Annotated in this window: 18 protein-coding genes and 1 pseudogene; 12 read left to right on the top strand and 7 right to left on the bottom strand. The window is 52.0% G+C overall.

Annotation, left to right across the window (positions count from 1 at the left end; translation table 11 throughout):
• The first annotated feature begins 415 nt into the window (after positions 1–415).
• Positions 416–1,741 (top strand): polynucleotide adenylyltransferase PcnB, encoded by a 1,326-nt coding sequence (gene pcnB / locus EC840_RS07930; RefSeq protein ID WP_207914749.1) that lies wholly within the window; start codon positions 416–418, stop codon positions 1,739–1,741.
• A complete protein-coding gene (folK, locus tag EC840_RS07925; RefSeq protein WP_112287806.1) occupies positions 1,738–2,217 on the top strand; it encodes a 2-amino-4-hydroxy-6-hydroxymethyldihydropteridine diphosphokinase in 480 nt (159 codons plus the stop codon). The genes pcnB and folK overlap by 4 nt, the downstream gene beginning before the upstream one ends.
• Positions 2,218–2,222: 5 nt before the next feature.
• Here folK and qseC read toward each other — a convergent pair whose 3' ends face one another.
• Together qseC and qseB are read right to left on the bottom strand one after the other, a co-directional pair.
• Positions 2,223–3,581 (bottom strand): quorum sensing histidine kinase QseC, encoded by a 1,359-nt coding sequence (gene qseC / locus EC840_RS07920; RefSeq protein WP_165929021.1) that lies wholly within the window; start codon positions 3,579–3,581, stop codon positions 2,223–2,225.
• Between the two features lie 14 nt (positions 3,582–3,595).
• Positions 3,596–4,282, bottom strand: coding sequence for a quorum sensing response regulator transcription factor QseB (qseB, locus tag EC840_RS07915; RefSeq protein ID WP_112287804.1), 687 nt, complete (start codon positions 4,280–4,282; stop codon positions 3,596–3,598).
• 158 nt (positions 4,283–4,440) lie between these two features.
• Between qseB and panB the strand changes: the two genes are divergently transcribed.
• The 3 genes from panB (at position 4,441) to panD (ending at position 6,592) form a co-directional block, all read left to right on the top strand.
• Positions 4,441–5,235, top strand: a complete 795-nt coding sequence (gene panB, locus EC840_RS07910) for a 3-methyl-2-oxobutanoate hydroxymethyltransferase (protein WP_112287803.1) — start codon at positions 4,441–4,443, stop codon at positions 5,233–5,235.
• A gap of 14 nt (positions 5,236–5,249) precedes the next feature.
• The gene (panC, locus tag EC840_RS07905) at positions 5,250–6,104 is read left to right on the top strand and encodes a pantoate--beta-alanine ligase (protein ID WP_113876381.1); all 855 of its coding nucleotides are present in this window, start codon (positions 5,250–5,252) and stop codon (positions 6,102–6,104) included.
• A gap of 107 nt (positions 6,105–6,211) precedes the next feature.
• Positions 6,212–6,592: an aspartate 1-decarboxylase gene (gene panD / locus EC840_RS07900; RefSeq protein WP_112287801.1), complete on the top strand. Its 381-nt coding sequence runs from the start codon at positions 6,212–6,214 to the stop codon at positions 6,590–6,592.
• An 85-nt stretch (positions 6,593–6,677) separates the two neighbouring features.
• Here the strand turns inward: panD and EC840_RS07895 are convergent, their stop codons facing one another.
• Both EC840_RS07895 and EC840_RS07890 read right to left on the bottom strand, forming a co-directional pair.
• A complete protein-coding gene (locus EC840_RS07895; RefSeq protein WP_095924696.1) occupies positions 6,678–7,448 on the bottom strand; it encodes an ABC transporter permease in 771 nt (256 codons plus the stop codon).
• Positions 7,448–8,371: an ABC transporter ATP-binding protein gene (locus EC840_RS07890; RefSeq protein WP_112286855.1), complete on the bottom strand. Its 924-nt coding sequence runs from the start codon at positions 8,369–8,371 to the stop codon at positions 7,448–7,450. The genes EC840_RS07895 and EC840_RS07890 overlap by 1 nt, the downstream gene beginning before the upstream one ends.
• Before the next feature lie 133 nt (positions 8,372–8,504).
• Between EC840_RS07890 and can the strand changes: the two genes are divergently transcribed.
• Positions 8,505–9,161, top strand: a complete 657-nt coding sequence (can, locus tag EC840_RS07885) for a carbonate dehydratase (RefSeq protein ID WP_037033385.1) — start codon at positions 8,505–8,507, stop codon at positions 9,159–9,161.
• Between the two features lie 148 nt (positions 9,162–9,309).
• On the opposite strand, the pseudogene EC840_RS07880 reads toward can, so the two are convergent.
• Positions 9,310–10,316 (bottom strand): annotated as a pseudogene (locus EC840_RS07880) (tyrosine-type recombinase/integrase).
• A gap of 75 nt (positions 10,317–10,391) precedes the next feature.
• Positions 10,392–10,691: a helix-turn-helix transcriptional regulator gene (locus EC840_RS07875; RefSeq protein WP_132964875.1), complete on the bottom strand. Its 300-nt coding sequence runs from the start codon at positions 10,689–10,691 to the stop codon at positions 10,392–10,394.
• Positions 10,692–10,810: 119 nt separating this feature from the next.
• On the opposite strand from EC840_RS07875, the gene EC840_RS07870 reads away from it, so the two are divergent.
• Together EC840_RS07870 and EC840_RS07865 are read left to right on the top strand one after the other, a co-directional pair.
• Positions 10,811–11,083: a Cox family DNA-binding protein gene (locus EC840_RS07870; protein ID WP_132964872.1), complete on the top strand. Its 273-nt coding sequence runs from the start codon at positions 10,811–10,813 to the stop codon at positions 11,081–11,083.
• 32 nt (positions 11,084–11,115) lie between these two features.
• The gene (locus EC840_RS07865) at positions 11,116–11,442 is read left to right on the top strand and encodes a hypothetical protein (protein ID WP_132964870.1); all 327 of its coding nucleotides are present in this window, start codon (positions 11,116–11,118) and stop codon (positions 11,440–11,442) included.
• On the opposite strand, the gene EC840_RS07860 is transcribed toward EC840_RS07865, so the two are convergent.
• Positions 11,435–11,623 (bottom strand): hypothetical protein, encoded by a 189-nt coding sequence (locus EC840_RS07860; protein ID WP_132964868.1) that lies wholly within the window; start codon positions 11,621–11,623, stop codon positions 11,435–11,437. The two genes, EC840_RS07865 and EC840_RS07860, sit on opposite strands and share 8 nt — an antisense overlap.
• A 140-nt stretch (positions 11,624–11,763) precedes the next feature.
• On the opposite strand from EC840_RS07860, the gene EC840_RS07855 reads away from it, so the two are divergent.
• From EC840_RS07855 to EC840_RS07840, 4 genes are all read left to right on the top strand, one after another.
• Complete coding sequence (locus EC840_RS07855; RefSeq protein WP_132964866.1) at positions 11,764–11,928, top strand: phage filamentation protein Fil family protein; 165 nt, start codon at positions 11,764–11,766, stop codon at positions 11,926–11,928.
• A gap of 7 nt (positions 11,929–11,935) precedes the next feature.
• Positions 11,936–12,262, top strand: coding sequence for a hypothetical protein (locus EC840_RS07850; protein ID WP_243701043.1), 327 nt, complete (start codon positions 11,936–11,938; stop codon positions 12,260–12,262).
• Positions 12,263–12,328: 66 nt separating this feature from the next.
• Positions 12,329–12,511, top strand: coding sequence for a DUF2732 family protein (locus EC840_RS07845; protein WP_132964864.1), 183 nt, complete (start codon positions 12,329–12,331; stop codon positions 12,509–12,511).
• On the top strand, positions 12,511–12,735 hold the full coding sequence (locus tag EC840_RS07840) for a TraR/DksA family transcriptional regulator (protein ID WP_132964862.1): 225 nt from the start codon (positions 12,511–12,513) through the stop codon (positions 12,733–12,735). The genes EC840_RS07845 and EC840_RS07840 overlap by 1 nt, the downstream gene beginning before the upstream one ends.
• The last annotated feature ends 67 nt before the right edge of the window (positions 12,736–12,802 follow it).

Below are 12,802 nucleotides of genomic sequence, written 5' to 3'. Positions count from 1 at the left end.
TAAGGTGCTAGTTCGTGAAGATAAAGTCGTTCGTGAAGAAAAGGCTGTTCATGACGAAGCCGCGCTTCATGGAGAACCTAATCGCGAGGAAAATTCCCGTCGTGATCCGTCTCCTGTGGCCGAAGGCAATGTGAAGGCAACAAATCCTGAACGTCGTGACAACGAGCAACGCCGTGAAAATCGCGGCCGTCGGGATGACAACGCGAACCGGGGCGACCGCCGCAATAATAACAACCGCCGCTCTTCTTCCCCTTATCAGCCTCGTGGCGAACGCAGCGATTCCCGTGGCGATCGTCATCACGATCAGCGTACTGACCGTAATGACTCGCGTAACGAACCTCGCGCTCCGCGTCCTTCTGTCGAACACGTACAGAAACCGCGTCCGTCATTTGATTACGCCGGTGAAACCCGTGCGATGACCATTATCCCCCGCGATGAGCACAATATTTCTCGTCGTGATATCAGCGAAAACGCCCTGAAAGTCCTTTACCGTCTGAACAAGTCTGGCTTTGAAGCCTTCCTGGTCGGCGGTGGCGTGCGCGATTTGCTGCTGGATAAAAAACCGAAAGACTTCGATATCACCACCAACGCCACGCCGGATCAGGTGCGTAAACTGTTCCGCAACTGCCGTCTGGTCGGTCGTCGTTTCCGTCTGGCTCACGTGATGTTTGGCCCGGAAATCATCGAAGTCGCCACCTTCCGTGGTCACCACGAACAGCACGAAGAAACCGACGATAAAAACGTGTCCCAGCAGGCGGTCAACGGCATGCTGCTGCGCGATAACATTTTCGGCACCATCGAAGACGACGCACAGCGCCGTGACTTCACCATCAACAGTTTGTATTACGGCGTTGCTGACTTTACCGTTCGCGATTACACCGGCGGTCTGCGCGACCTGGAAAACGGCATCATTCGTCTGATTGGTGATCCGGAAACCCGTTACCGCGAAGATCCGGTCCGTATGCTGCGCGCCGTGCGTTTCGCCGCCAAACTGAACATGAAGATCAGCCCGGAAACCGCCGAGCCGATCCCGCGTCTGGCTACGCTGTTGCAGGAAATTCCGCCAGCGCGTCTGTTCGAAGAATCCCTGAAGCTCTTGCAGGCCGGTTACGGCTACGAGACATACAAAAAGCTTTGTGAATACCAGCTGTTCCAGCCTTTGTTCCCGCTGATTGCCCGCCAGTTTACTGAGCAAGGCGACAGCCCGATGGAACACATTCTGATCCAGGTGCTGAAAAATACCGACCACCGTCTGCATAACGATCAGCGCGTCAATCCGGCGTTCCTGTTTGCGGCAATGCTGTGGTATCCGGTGATTGAGCATGCACAGAAGCTGGCGCAGGAAGGCGGTCTCACATATTACGATGCCTTCGCGCTGGCAATGAACGACGTGCTCGACGAGCAGTGCCGTACGCTGGCGATTCCGAAACGTATTACCACGCTGGTGCGTGACATCTGGGCGCTGCAACTGCGTCTGTCACGTCGTCAGGGTAAACGCGCGCACAAGCTGATGGAACATCCTAAATTCCGCGCGGCTTATGATTTACTGGTGCTGCGTGCTGAAGTCGAACAACACCGCGAACTGCAAAGTCTGGCGCAGTGGTGGGGCGAGTTCCAGGAAGCCACACCGGCTTCACAAAAAAGTATGCTGGGTACGCTCGGTGACGATGCGACACCGGCACGCCGTGCGCGTGCGCGCCGTCCGCGTAAACGGGCTCCGCGTAAGGATGGCGGTCAATGATCCGCGTTTACCTGGCTCTGGGCAGTAATCTTGCCCGTCCGCTTGACCAGGTAAATTGTGCGCTGGAGGCGCTGGCACATTTGCCGCGCACCCGCTTTGTGGCCGCATCGCCGTTTTACCGCAGTAAACCGCTGGGGCCACAAGATCAACCTGATTATCTGAATGCAGTGGTGGCGCTCGATACGCTGCTGCCGCCGGAAGAGTTGCTCGATTGCACGCAAGGGATCGAGCAAAATCAGGGACGCGTTCGCAAAGCCGAACGCTGGGGACCGCGGACGTTAGATCTCGATATGCTGATCTATGGCGATCAGGTGATCAATACCGAGCGTTTAACAGTGCCGCATTACGATATGAAAAACCGCGAGTTTATGCTGTATCCGCTGGCCGATCTGGCGCCGGATCTGGTGTTTCCGGATGGCGAAACGCTGCAAAGCCTGCTCGCACGCGTTCCGCTCAACGGCCTGACTACATGGTAAGTCGCTCAGCGGCTTACCCGTACCATCAATCCCCCTTCTGCTTTGTTCTCATAGACGACTTTCAGCTGATGTAACTGCGCGATCCTCTGTACGATCGAAATCCCCAGACCGCTGCCGGTTTGTTCCTGTCCCGGTGGCCGGTAAAAACGCTCGCCGAGCCTTGCCAGATGTTCATCGCTGATCCCCGGTCCCTGATCTTCAACCGTCATTCCCCACGGTTTCAGTCGCACCGTCACGCAGGTTCCGGCCGGTGAATAACGGATCGCGTTATCCAGCAGATTGCGTACCATCAGTGAAAGCAGCAGCGACTGGCCCCGCATTTCAGGCGGAACGCCCTGCTCTTCAAAACGTAATTCGATACCTTTGCCATGCGCACGATAATCCTGTTCCGCCAGACTTTGAGCGACCAGCGAAGGCCAGTCGATCCGTTCCAGTTCTTCCGGGGCGGAGAAACTTTCCAGCCTTGAAAGCGTCAGTAACTGATCCACCAGCCGTGTGGCGCGATCGATGCTGGTGGTCAGATTTTCCAGCGCATGTTCACGCATTTGGGCGTCATCGCCGGAAAGCTGCACCACTTCCGTTTGCACCCGTAACGCCGCCAGCGGACTGCGCAGCTCGTGGGCGGCATCCGAAGTGAACCGGCGTTCGCGTACCAACATTTCACCGGTACGGGCAAACAGAGAATTCAGCGCATTCGCCAGCGGCAGCACTTCGCCGGGCAGAGAGTCCGTGACTATCGGCGTGGAATCTTCCGGCGAACGCTGACGCAATCCTTGCGCCACGCGACGCAGCGGACGCAATTCCAGCGTAACCATCACAATCAGCGCCAGTAACAGTACCGGCAGCGAGCCCAGCCACGGCGTCAGTTGTCCGCTAACCAGACTCCAGGCCATATCATTGCGATAATCATATTCCTGCCCGACGGCCACGCGATACTGGCCGTCCGGCGACGTCAGCCAGACCATCCGCCAGGTATCGCTGTCCCCTCTCAGTTCCGCATCGACAAAGCCCTGCGTATCACCATCGAAGCGAATGCGTTTGCCGTTCTCGCCATCATTAAGCAGCATTTGCCCGTGAAGGTTAAAAATAGCAAAGGTCAGCGCATCGTCATCGGTATGACCGCGTGACCCTTTGCGCACCATTTTTTTTGTATCCGGCAGTTCGGCATCTTTTGAGAGATTCAGGCGATCGCCCAGTCCCGTGGCGGCAAGACGTTTGGCGAACAGCATTTGCTGGGTATCGAAAACTTCATTGATGTGTTTGCGGGTCTGATGCCACGCCACGCCGCTGGCAATCATCCAGGTCAGCAGCGCCAGTATCGAGAAAAGCAGGATCAGACGCAGGCGCAGACTGAGGTTTTTCAGTTTCTTCACCCGCTTCACGCCTCCCCTCCATCATCCGCTTTAATCTCATCGCCCAGCGTATAGCCCACGCCATGCACGGTGCGGATAAAACCTTTGCCGAGTTTGCTGCGCAGATGGTGAATATGCACTTCCACGGCGTTGCTGCTGACCTCATCGTCCCAGTTGTAGAGTTTTTCCTGGATGAGCGTACGCGCCAGCACGCGGCCTTTGTTGTTGAGAAACAGCTCCAGTACCGCGACCTCACGCGGAGTCAGTGTCACCGCTTCTCCGTTAAGCATCACGCTGCGGGCAGCGGGATCAAATTCTATCGCGCCATGAATGACTTTTGGCGTCACTACGCCGTGACGACGGCGGATCAGTGCCTGCAGGCGCGCGGCGACTTCCACCAGCGCAAAAGGCTTACACAGATAATCATCAGCGCCGGCCTGAAGGCCACCGACGCGCTGCTCGAGCGCATCACGGGCGGTAAGGATCAGCACCGGCGTATCGCGTCCGGCCTTACGCCATTCGCGCAACAGATCCATTCCGTCCATGCCCGGCAGGCTTAAATCGAGGATCACCGCATCGTAAGGCGCGCTGTCGAGCGCGGCTTTGCCCGTCACGCCGTCGGTAAACCAGTCCAGTGTAAAACCTAATTTTGTCAGCCCGGCTTTGATACCGTCGCCGATCATCTTATCGTCTTCAACTAATAGAATTCGCATGGTTCCCTCCGTTTTTGCCATTATAGCTGACGCTTCTTAATCACTTCTTAAGAGCGGGATCAACGTCTCTGCGAGTGATCGTGCTGTCTGACTTTCCACTCATACAGTAGAATATCGGCATCATATTCATCCGATGAATTATTCAAAGGAACGTGTTCATGAAACCAACAACGCTGAGCCAGCTTCGCCAATGGAAGCAGGAAAAACATAAATTTGCGACCATTACTGCGTATGACGCCAGTTTCGCGCAACTGTTTGCTGAACAAGGCATCTCTGTGATGCTGATCGGCGACTCGCTGGGCATGGTCGTTCAGGGTCAGGATTCCACGCTGCCGGTGACGGTCGAAGAGATTGCTTACCACACCCGCTGCGTGCGCCGTGGCGCGCCTCACGCGTTATTGCTGGCTGACCTGCCGTTCATGAGTTACGCCACGCCTGAACAGGCGTTTGAAAGCGCTGCCGTGCTGATGCGCGCGGGCGGCAATATGGTCAAACTCGAAGGCGGCAGCTGGCTGTGTGATACGGTCAGAATGCTGACCGAACGCGCCGTGCCAGTGTGTGGCCATCTGGGGCTGACGCCGCAGTCGGTGAACATTTTCGGTGGCTACAAAGTTCAGGGACGCGATGAAGTCGCCGCCAATCAGCTGATCAAAGATGCGATGATGCTCGAAGAAGCCGGTGCGCAGTTGCTGGTGCTGGAATGTGTGCCGGTCGAACTGGCCCGCCGCGTGACCGAAGAACTGAGCATTCCGGTGATCGGCATTGGCGCGGGCAATGTGACTGATGGACAGATTCTGGTAATGCATGACGCATTTGGCATCACTGGCGGCCATACGCCTAAATTCGCCAAAGACTTCCTCAGCGAAGCGGGCGATATTCGTGGCGCAGTGCGTTTGTATGTCGATCAGGTCGCGCAAGGCGTGTATCCGGGCGAAGAACATTCCTTTAAATAAGCGGGAGAAGGCTGGTGTTGATAATTGACAGCGTGGCGCTGCTGCGTCGCGAAATCCGTGATTTTCGTAAGAATAACAAACGCATCGCACTGGTGCCGACGATGGGCAACCTGCACGAAGGCCACATGACGCTGGTGGAAGAAGCCAAAGCGCGTGGCGACGTGGTGGTGGTGAGTATTTTCGTCAACCCGATGCAGTTTGAGCGCGCGGATGATCTTGAACGTTACCCGCGTACCTTGCAGGAAGACTGCGAGAAGCTGAATAAGCGCGGCGTGGATCTGGTATTCGCCCCGTCGCCTGCTGAAGTGTATCCGAAAGGTCTGGCGACCCAGACTCAGGTAGATGTGCCGGTGATTTCCACCATTCTGGAAGGCGCGAGCCGTCCGGGACATTTTCGTGGTGTCTCAACCATCGTCAGTAAACTGTTCAATCTGGTGCAACCGCAGGTCGCCTGTTTCGGGCAAAAGGACTTCCAGCAACTGGCACTGCTGCGCACGATGGTGGAAGATATGGGATACGACATTGAGATTGTCGGCGTGCCGATTGTGCGTGCGAAAGACGGTCTGGCGCTCAGTTCCCGTAACGGTTATCTGACGGCCGATGAACGTAAAATCGCGCCTCAGCTGAACAAGATCATGAACGCGCTGGCACAACGTCTGAGCCAGGGTGAACGTCATACCGACGAAATGTTGCAGGAAACCGCGCAACAGCTTCGCGAAGCGGGTTTCACACCGGATGAACTGTTTATCCGTGATGCAAAAACCTTACAGGAATTATCCGTCGACAGCACCTCTGCGGTGATCCTGATGGCGGCCTGGCTGGGTAAAGCGCGACTGATTGATAATCAGGAAGTTGATCTGACGCAGTAGACAGCGCAGGTCAAATGGACAACTATGTTGGCCGCCGGAAACTTCGGACTTTTAGACTGTCCGCCCGGCGGATCCCCAGACTTTTTACGCACGAAGGGTCACACGCAATGGTACGTACAATGCTGCAAGGCAAACTGCACCGGGTTCACGTCACTCAGGCAGATTTGCATTACGAAGGCTCCTGCGCCATCGATCAGGATTTTCTTGATGCCTCAGGCATTCTGGAATACGAAGCAATTGATATTTATAACGTTGCTAACGGTCAGCGTTTCTCGACTTACGCCATCGCGGCAGAACGCGGTTCGCGGATTATTTCGGTGAACGGTGCGGCAGCACGTTGTGCCTGCGTCGGCGACCTGCTGATCATCTGTTCTTACGTGCAGATGTCAGATGAACAGGCCCGCCAGCACAAACCGAAAGTGGCCTATTTCGAGGGTGAAAACCAGCTGAAACGCACCGCCAAAGCCGTGCCGGTTCAGGTGGCCTGATAAAACGCCTTCCCCTGCGAAGGGGCTGTCTCTTGATCAGATCTCCTGATCAAGAGACAGTCGCAGGGGAGGGAGCACAGAAAAATCAACTTCTAAGACCACGCCCGCGCTCGATCAGATACCACGCCAGCAAATAAAACACCGCAATAAACGCCACCAGCACGCTCATGGTAAACACCAGCGGCACGTCTGAAATCCCCAGGAAACCGTAGCGGAAACCGCTGATCATGTAGACGATCGGGTTCAGCTTGGAAACCGCCTGCCAGATTGGCGGCAACAACGACAGCGAGTAGAACACGCCGCCAAGATAGGTCAGCGGCGTCAGCACGAACGTCGGGATCAGACTGATATCGTCAAACGTTGTCGCAAACACCGCGTTCAGTAAACCGCCCAGCGAGAACAGGATCGCAGTCAGCAATAAGGTCAGCGCGATGATCCACCAGGAGTGGATGACCAGCGGGACGAAGAACAACGAGATCGCCGTGACCAGGATCCCCACGCAGATCCCACGCGCCACGCCGCCGCCGACATAACCGGCGATCACCACGTGCGTTGGCACCGGCGCGACCAGCAGTTCTTCAATGTTGCGCTGGAATTTAGCGCTGAAGAACGACGACGCCACGTTGGCGTAGGAGTTAGTGATCACCGCCATCATGATCAGCCCCGGCACGATAAACTGCATATAGGTGAAGCCGTGCATGCTGCCGATCTGTGAACCGATCAGGTTACCAAAGATGATGAAATACAAGGTCATGGTGATGACCGGCGGAACCAGTGTTTGGATCCAGATCCGGCCAAAACGGTTGATCTCTTTCATCCAGATACTTTTGAGTGCCACCCAGTACAATTGCGACATTATTTCTTTTCCTCACTGCCGTTCACCAGCGTGACAAACAGCTCTTCCAGACGGTTCGCCTTGTTACGCATACTTAATACCTGCACACCCTGCTTGCTCAGCTGGCTGAACAGGGAATTCAGTCCCTGCTCGCGCATGACTTCCACTTCCAGCGTTGACGTGTCCGTCAGCTGGCTACGATAGCCTTCGAGCACCGGCAGCGGGCTTTTCGCGCCTAAATCCAGAATGAACGTTTCGGATTTCAGCTTCGACAACAGCTCTTTCATACTGGTGTTTTCCACCAGCTGGCCACCCTGAATAATGCCAATATTACGGCACAGCATTTCCGCTTCTTCCAGATAGTGTGTGGTCAGAATGATAGTGGTGCCCTGCGCGTTCAGCTCTTTCAGGAAGCCCCACATGGAGCGGCGCAGTTCGATATCCACGCCCGCCGTCGGTTCATCAAGGATCAGCAGTTTCGGCTCGTGCATCAGCGCACGGGCGATCATCAGACGACGTTTCATCCCGCCGGAGAGCATGCGCGAACGCTCGTTGCGCTTGCCCCATAAATCCAGCTGCGTCAGATATTTTTCCGCACGTTGCAGTGCCAGCGGACGTGGCACGCCGTAATAACCAGCCTGATTAACCACCACTTGCATGACGGTTTCAAACGGGTTGAAGTTGAATTCCTGCGGCACCAGACCTAACTGGCGTTTAGCATTCACAATATCTTTATCAATGTCATAGCCAAACACCTGCACTTTGCCGGCAGTTTTGTTGACCAGTGAACTGATGATACCAATGGTGGTGGATTTACCCGCACCGTTCGGCCCAAGCAGGGCATAAAAATCGCCAGCTTCGACGCGCAGATCGATTCCACGCAAAGCCTGTACACCACCGGCGTAAGTTTTGGTTAACTTTTCCAGTTCCAATGCATAATTCATAAAGGGAGCGTACCTTCTTGTGAAAACCCTGTTGTAGGAATGAGTAAGTAGAGATGCCGAATCTGTTTGAAAAGTCGGGGCATTGCCCTATATTACCCCATCGCAGTGAGCTCGTTACAGGCTATTGACCTCCATGAATGACATAGAAAGACTCATCAGTAACAACGCAGCCTGGTCTAAAACCATGATTGACGAAGATCCTGGTTTCTTTGAACGCCTTTCCCAGTCTCAAAAACCCCGTTTCTTGTGGATTGGCTGTTCCGATAGCCGTGTCCCCGCCGAGCGACTGACTGGCCTGGAGCCAGGCGAACTTTTCGTTCACCGTAACGTCGCCAATCTGGTCATCCACACCGACCTTAACTGCCTTTCCGTTGTGCAATATGCTATCGACGTGCTGGAAGTCGAACACGTGATTATCTGCGGTCACTACGGCTGTGGCGGTGTGCAGGCGGCGGTTGAAAACCCTGAACTGGGTTTGATCAATAACTGGTTGTTGCATATCCGGGACATCTGGTACAAACACAGTTCCCTGCTGGGCGAACTGTCGCCAGAAAAACGTCTCGATAAATTGTGCGAACTGAATGTGGTCGAGCAAGTCTACAACCTCGGTCACTCCACGGTGATGCAATCGGCCTGGAAACGCGGCCAGAAAGTCACACTGCACGGCTGGGTTTACGGCATTCTGGACGGACGACTGCGCAACCTGGAAGTTGACGCTACCAGCCGCGAAACGCTTGAACAGCGCTACCGTCAGGGCGTCTCCGCCTTGCTGAACGGCGACCCGCAATAACAAGCCGCACTACTCTACCGAATTTCAAAAAACAAAAGGCACAAAAATGTGCCTTTTTTACCATTTATTTTTCCTGCACTTATAACGTGATCACTATAAATCAATGAGTTATAAATGTTGTAAGCAGCTGTAAGCCCTATAAAGATGCTTAGGTGTGGACACTATGTGGACACTCCAGCCCCGCTTTTCCCCTCAGTGGATTAAAGGAAATTGCGTCCTGCAGGAAGTCCGGAGCGAAGTGAGCATAGACCATTGTCTGGTTGATATTCGCGTGTCCGAGAATTCTTTGCAGGGTGATTATGTTCCCGCCGTTCATCATGAAATGTGTGGCAAACGTATGTCGCAGCACATGCAATGATTGCCCTTTCGGTAAGTCTGGCTTTACCGATTTCAATAGCAGCCGGAAAGTCAAATAATCGGCATCAGGAAAAAGTAATCCAGACTTCTGATTTTTGACTGCCTTACATACCTCATCTGAGATCGGGACTGTTCTGGGTTTGCCGTTTTTGGTGTTGAGAAAAGTCACTCGGTTATTAATGACATTCTCCACCTTCAAACTGCTTATTTCTCCCCAACGGCCACCAGTGCTCAAACTCAGGATCGCAATCCGCTTATTGTCCCCTTCCAAAACAGACAGCAACTTCTCAATTTCATCAGCAGACATAAAAGTCATGGATGATAGCTGCCCTTTTAGCAACGTTACTCCATGCAACGGATTTTCAGCGTGGAATAAACCTGCTTCGTTCAGGTAAGTAAACAAACCACTCAGCAACATCAAATTGCGGTTTACCGTCGTTGCCTTAACGCCCTTCGCCAATCTTAAAGACTTAAATTTTGTAATAGCCAAGCTATCAATTTGGAAAGAACACGGGTCATCCATCAGGTTGCAGATGAATTCAGTTTGGCTTTGTCGAGCTTGCCGTGTTTCACGTTCTGCCCGTGATAGAGCCACCACAGTTCTATCAACTCGGATAACGGCCGCTTGTCTGCCGGTTTAGATAGCCATTCTTTGTCGTGATAATTCACCGCTACATATTTTTCGTAGGCGGCTGCTTCATGTTTCTTGTCGAACCTACGCCGGAAGCGCTTTCCGTTGCGCCCCTGCGGTCTGATGTCCACTTCATAACGACCATCATCGAGCTTCTTAATGGACATATTGAAGCCCTCCGGAATCGTGGGTACTGCAAAGACTCTGTGATTCTATAAAACGTAAAAAGTCGAAATGTAGCGTTAACCAGTCTTTTTGTCGGAGTGGGACGACGTTGTTTCGCCCTGCCCAAAGTGTGCGAGAACCGGCGCGATCTGTCCGGCTTCTGGTGCAATTTGATCAGTCATAAACCACATTGTGTATTTTGTGAACTTTGGATGCGCCAAAATTTTCATAGTGACGTCCGTCGGGGGAACAGATCTCCCGCTCTCGTAGTATGTCAAAGAGCTGTATGGAACCCCTGTTAACTCCGCAAATTGCTTACGGTTAATCCTTTCAGATTCTCTGATAAGTCCAATCTTCTCTGCTATCGAGCTTGACATGTTTTCAAGATCCTCTAATAATTAGATGTACACGATATTTGAATTCAACATTATCTAAACATCTGTAAGTGTCGTTAAGCGACTATAAGCAGTTGTCAAGATCTGAGAAAGGTTAGCAGATGAGCAAACAAATCGTAAGTGTGTCGGATGTCCTGCCTTATACGGAATTTGCCAAATCAATTGGTAAAACTCCCGCTGCCGTTAAGGCAATGATTGAGGCTGGCAAACTGCCAGTAGTCGAAATGCGTAACCCTGAAAATCCTGCGGCTCGAGCAGAGAATTGGATCTACATTCCAGCATGGAATGCAGGCATGAAATTAGCATTTGAAAAGCGTCCAAAAGAGATTCGTGACGGCTGGCTAATGTGGTTGGGCTTGGGCGAGCCGAAGTAACACGTTAGATGATATTTAAGTTGGAGGAAGGCATGCCTAAAAATATTGGTTCCACAATTCAGGACAGTATACTTTTCTTGGATTTTAAAGATGTAAATAAAGGAAGGACATTCGTCCTTTTGACTTCAATTATATCTGTTCAACGAAATGGTGAATGTACTGTTATTACCTTAGATTCAGGTTTAGATATTTCAGTTCAGCTAAGCGTCACAGCAGTAATGAGCACAATTGCATATGCCGTTAAGAGTTGCCGCAGATCCCATCCTGAAGTAGCAAACACAATACCTGCAATGTTTATTTTTTCCTTATCAGAAGAAGATAAGGCCAGTCTGGACCGGCCTATGGAAGCTATTAGTTGAGCTCGATAAAGCTTTTTAAATGAGGTTCTAAGGGGAATTTTTGATCAATTAGATGATCAATTTCATTCACAAGACCTTTGAGATCAGATCCTGAGGAACTCGCCCCATCAGGGGTTTCGATGGATTTTAACAGTTTTACTAAATCTGTCAGTTGAGCGCGAACCTTGGCTTCTCTACTCATAAATATCTCCTTTTGTAATGTGTTTAGACCTGACTCATCTCGCGAAAGGTAGTGAGGCTAAACAACTTTATCATATGAATCATAGTGAAAGAGCGCATGTTTGCATTTCAGGCACTCGAGCCAACATAGGACAGGTGAAGATGAGTATCTCAGTTGCACCACTACTGAAAAGACAAAGCCCTCCCCGCAGTTTTGGACACGGCTGGATTGAGCTACCAGGTGGCAAACGCTGGAATCCAGCTAAACCGCAAATGTATTCAACCGTTCCGAATCGGAAGCCCTTCTACAAACGCTTCTTTGATTGAGGTGTCTATGCAATCGCAAACATTGAGCTATTCGGAAAGTATCCCGAAGGAAAAAAGAGAGGCCTGTTTTCAGCATATTATCGGGATCCGAAAAATGCTGACCAGCCAGAAAAATATTGCGCAGGAAACGTTTGATGAAAGTACGCCGACCATGCGCAAATTGATCTGCTTCCATGCTGGATTGAAAAGTCGTCATATCAATATGCGTTTCTTTGAATTGGGACACAGTGAAAGAATAAAGGTCATTGAAGCACTTAACTCACTCATTGAGTTTGGTAACGCGCTTCCGGCCTTTATTAGTGAAACCGACTCAGTTCTCAACATAGAACATTAATACATCTGAAATTTAATTGGCGTTCAACTCGCCGGGCATTCTTTTGCCCAAAAACAGGATTGAATAATGGAAGAAATCATAAATGAAGCTCGTTTTGACGAACGTTTAAATCGTGCAGCCGTATTCGCTGCACGTCTTGAGGCTATCGCATGTTTCATCGTCAAGCAGGCAATGACCGGCACTGAAGCCGCCGAAGCTTTACGCGTTGAGGCTACCCGCATCCAAAACGAAGCGGGAGAATTTCATTAATGGCTGATGTTATTGACGCTGCCCAAGAACGAGGGGATCTGATCTTAGAGTCACAAATTCAAGCTGCCCGCATAAGCACTACTGGCGTTTCCTCCATGTATTGCCTCGACTGTGACCGCCCTATTCCTGAAGAACGCCGCGCAGCTCTGCCTGGCGTTGAGCTGTGTGTCTATTGCAAGGAAATCAGTGAGCTAAACGCTAAGCATTACCGAGAGAGTAAGTGATTTTGTTCTCAATGGCATTGCTCATTCTGGCTGGCATCAATGCTGGCTATCTGATCATTGATATCAA

It is taken from the genome of Rahnella sp. JUb53 (assembly GCF_004346065.1).
GTDB classification, from domain to species: Bacteria; Pseudomonadota; Gammaproteobacteria; order Enterobacterales; family Enterobacteriaceae; genus Rahnella; species Rahnella variigena.
The sequence above is the reverse complement of the archived record's forward strand: the minus strand, read 5'-3'. Positions and strand labels throughout refer to the sequence as shown.

Bases quoted from the DNA above. Each gene is read 5' to 3' on its own strand.
- pcnB (WP_207914749.1), top strand. From the start codon at position 416: ATGACCATTATCCCCCGCGATGAGCACAATATTTCTCGTCGTGATATC.
- folK (WP_112287806.1), top strand. From the start codon at position 1,738: ATGATCCGCGTTTACCTGGCTCTGGGCAGTAATCTTGCCCGTCCGCTT.
- qseB (WP_112287804.1), bottom strand. From the start codon at position 4,282: ATGCGAATTCTATTAGTTGAAGACGATAAGATGATCGGCGACGGTATC.
- panB (WP_112287803.1), top strand. From the start codon at position 4,441: ATGAAACCAACAACGCTGAGCCAGCTTCGCCAATGGAAGCAGGAAAAA.
- panD (WP_112287801.1), top strand. From the start codon at position 6,212: ATGGTACGTACAATGCTGCAAGGCAAACTGCACCGGGTTCACGTCACT.
- EC840_RS07895 (WP_095924696.1), bottom strand. From the start codon at position 7,448: ATGTCGCAATTGTACTGGGTGGCACTCAAAAGTATCTGGATGAAAGAG.
- EC840_RS07890 (WP_112286855.1), bottom strand. From the start codon at position 8,371: ATGAATTATGCATTGGAACTGGAAAAGTTAACCAAAACTTACGCCGGT.
- can (WP_037033385.1), top strand. From the start codon at position 8,505: ATGAATGACATAGAAAGACTCATCAGTAACAACGCAGCCTGGTCTAAA.
- EC840_RS07875 (WP_132964875.1), bottom strand. From the start codon at position 10,691: ATGTCAAGCTCGATAGCAGAGAAGATTGGACTTATCAGAGAATCTGAA.
- EC840_RS07870 (WP_132964872.1), top strand. From the start codon at position 10,811: ATGAGCAAACAAATCGTAAGTGTGTCGGATGTCCTGCCTTATACGGAA.
- EC840_RS07865 (WP_132964870.1), top strand. From the start codon at position 11,116: ATGCCTAAAAATATTGGTTCCACAATTCAGGACAGTATACTTTTCTTG.
- EC840_RS07860 (WP_132964868.1), bottom strand. From the start codon at position 11,623: ATGAGTAGAGAAGCCAAGGTTCGCGCTCAACTGACAGATTTAGTAAAA.
- EC840_RS07855 (WP_132964866.1), top strand. From the start codon at position 11,764: ATGAGTATCTCAGTTGCACCACTACTGAAAAGACAAAGCCCTCCCCGC.
- EC840_RS07850 (WP_243701043.1), top strand. From the start codon at position 11,936: ATGCAATCGCAAACATTGAGCTATTCGGAAAGTATCCCGAAGGAAAAA.
- EC840_RS07845 (WP_132964864.1), top strand. From the start codon at position 12,329: ATGGAAGAAATCATAAATGAAGCTCGTTTTGACGAACGTTTAAATCGT.
- EC840_RS07840 (WP_132964862.1), top strand. From the start codon at position 12,511: ATGGCTGATGTTATTGACGCTGCCCAAGAACGAGGGGATCTGATCTTA.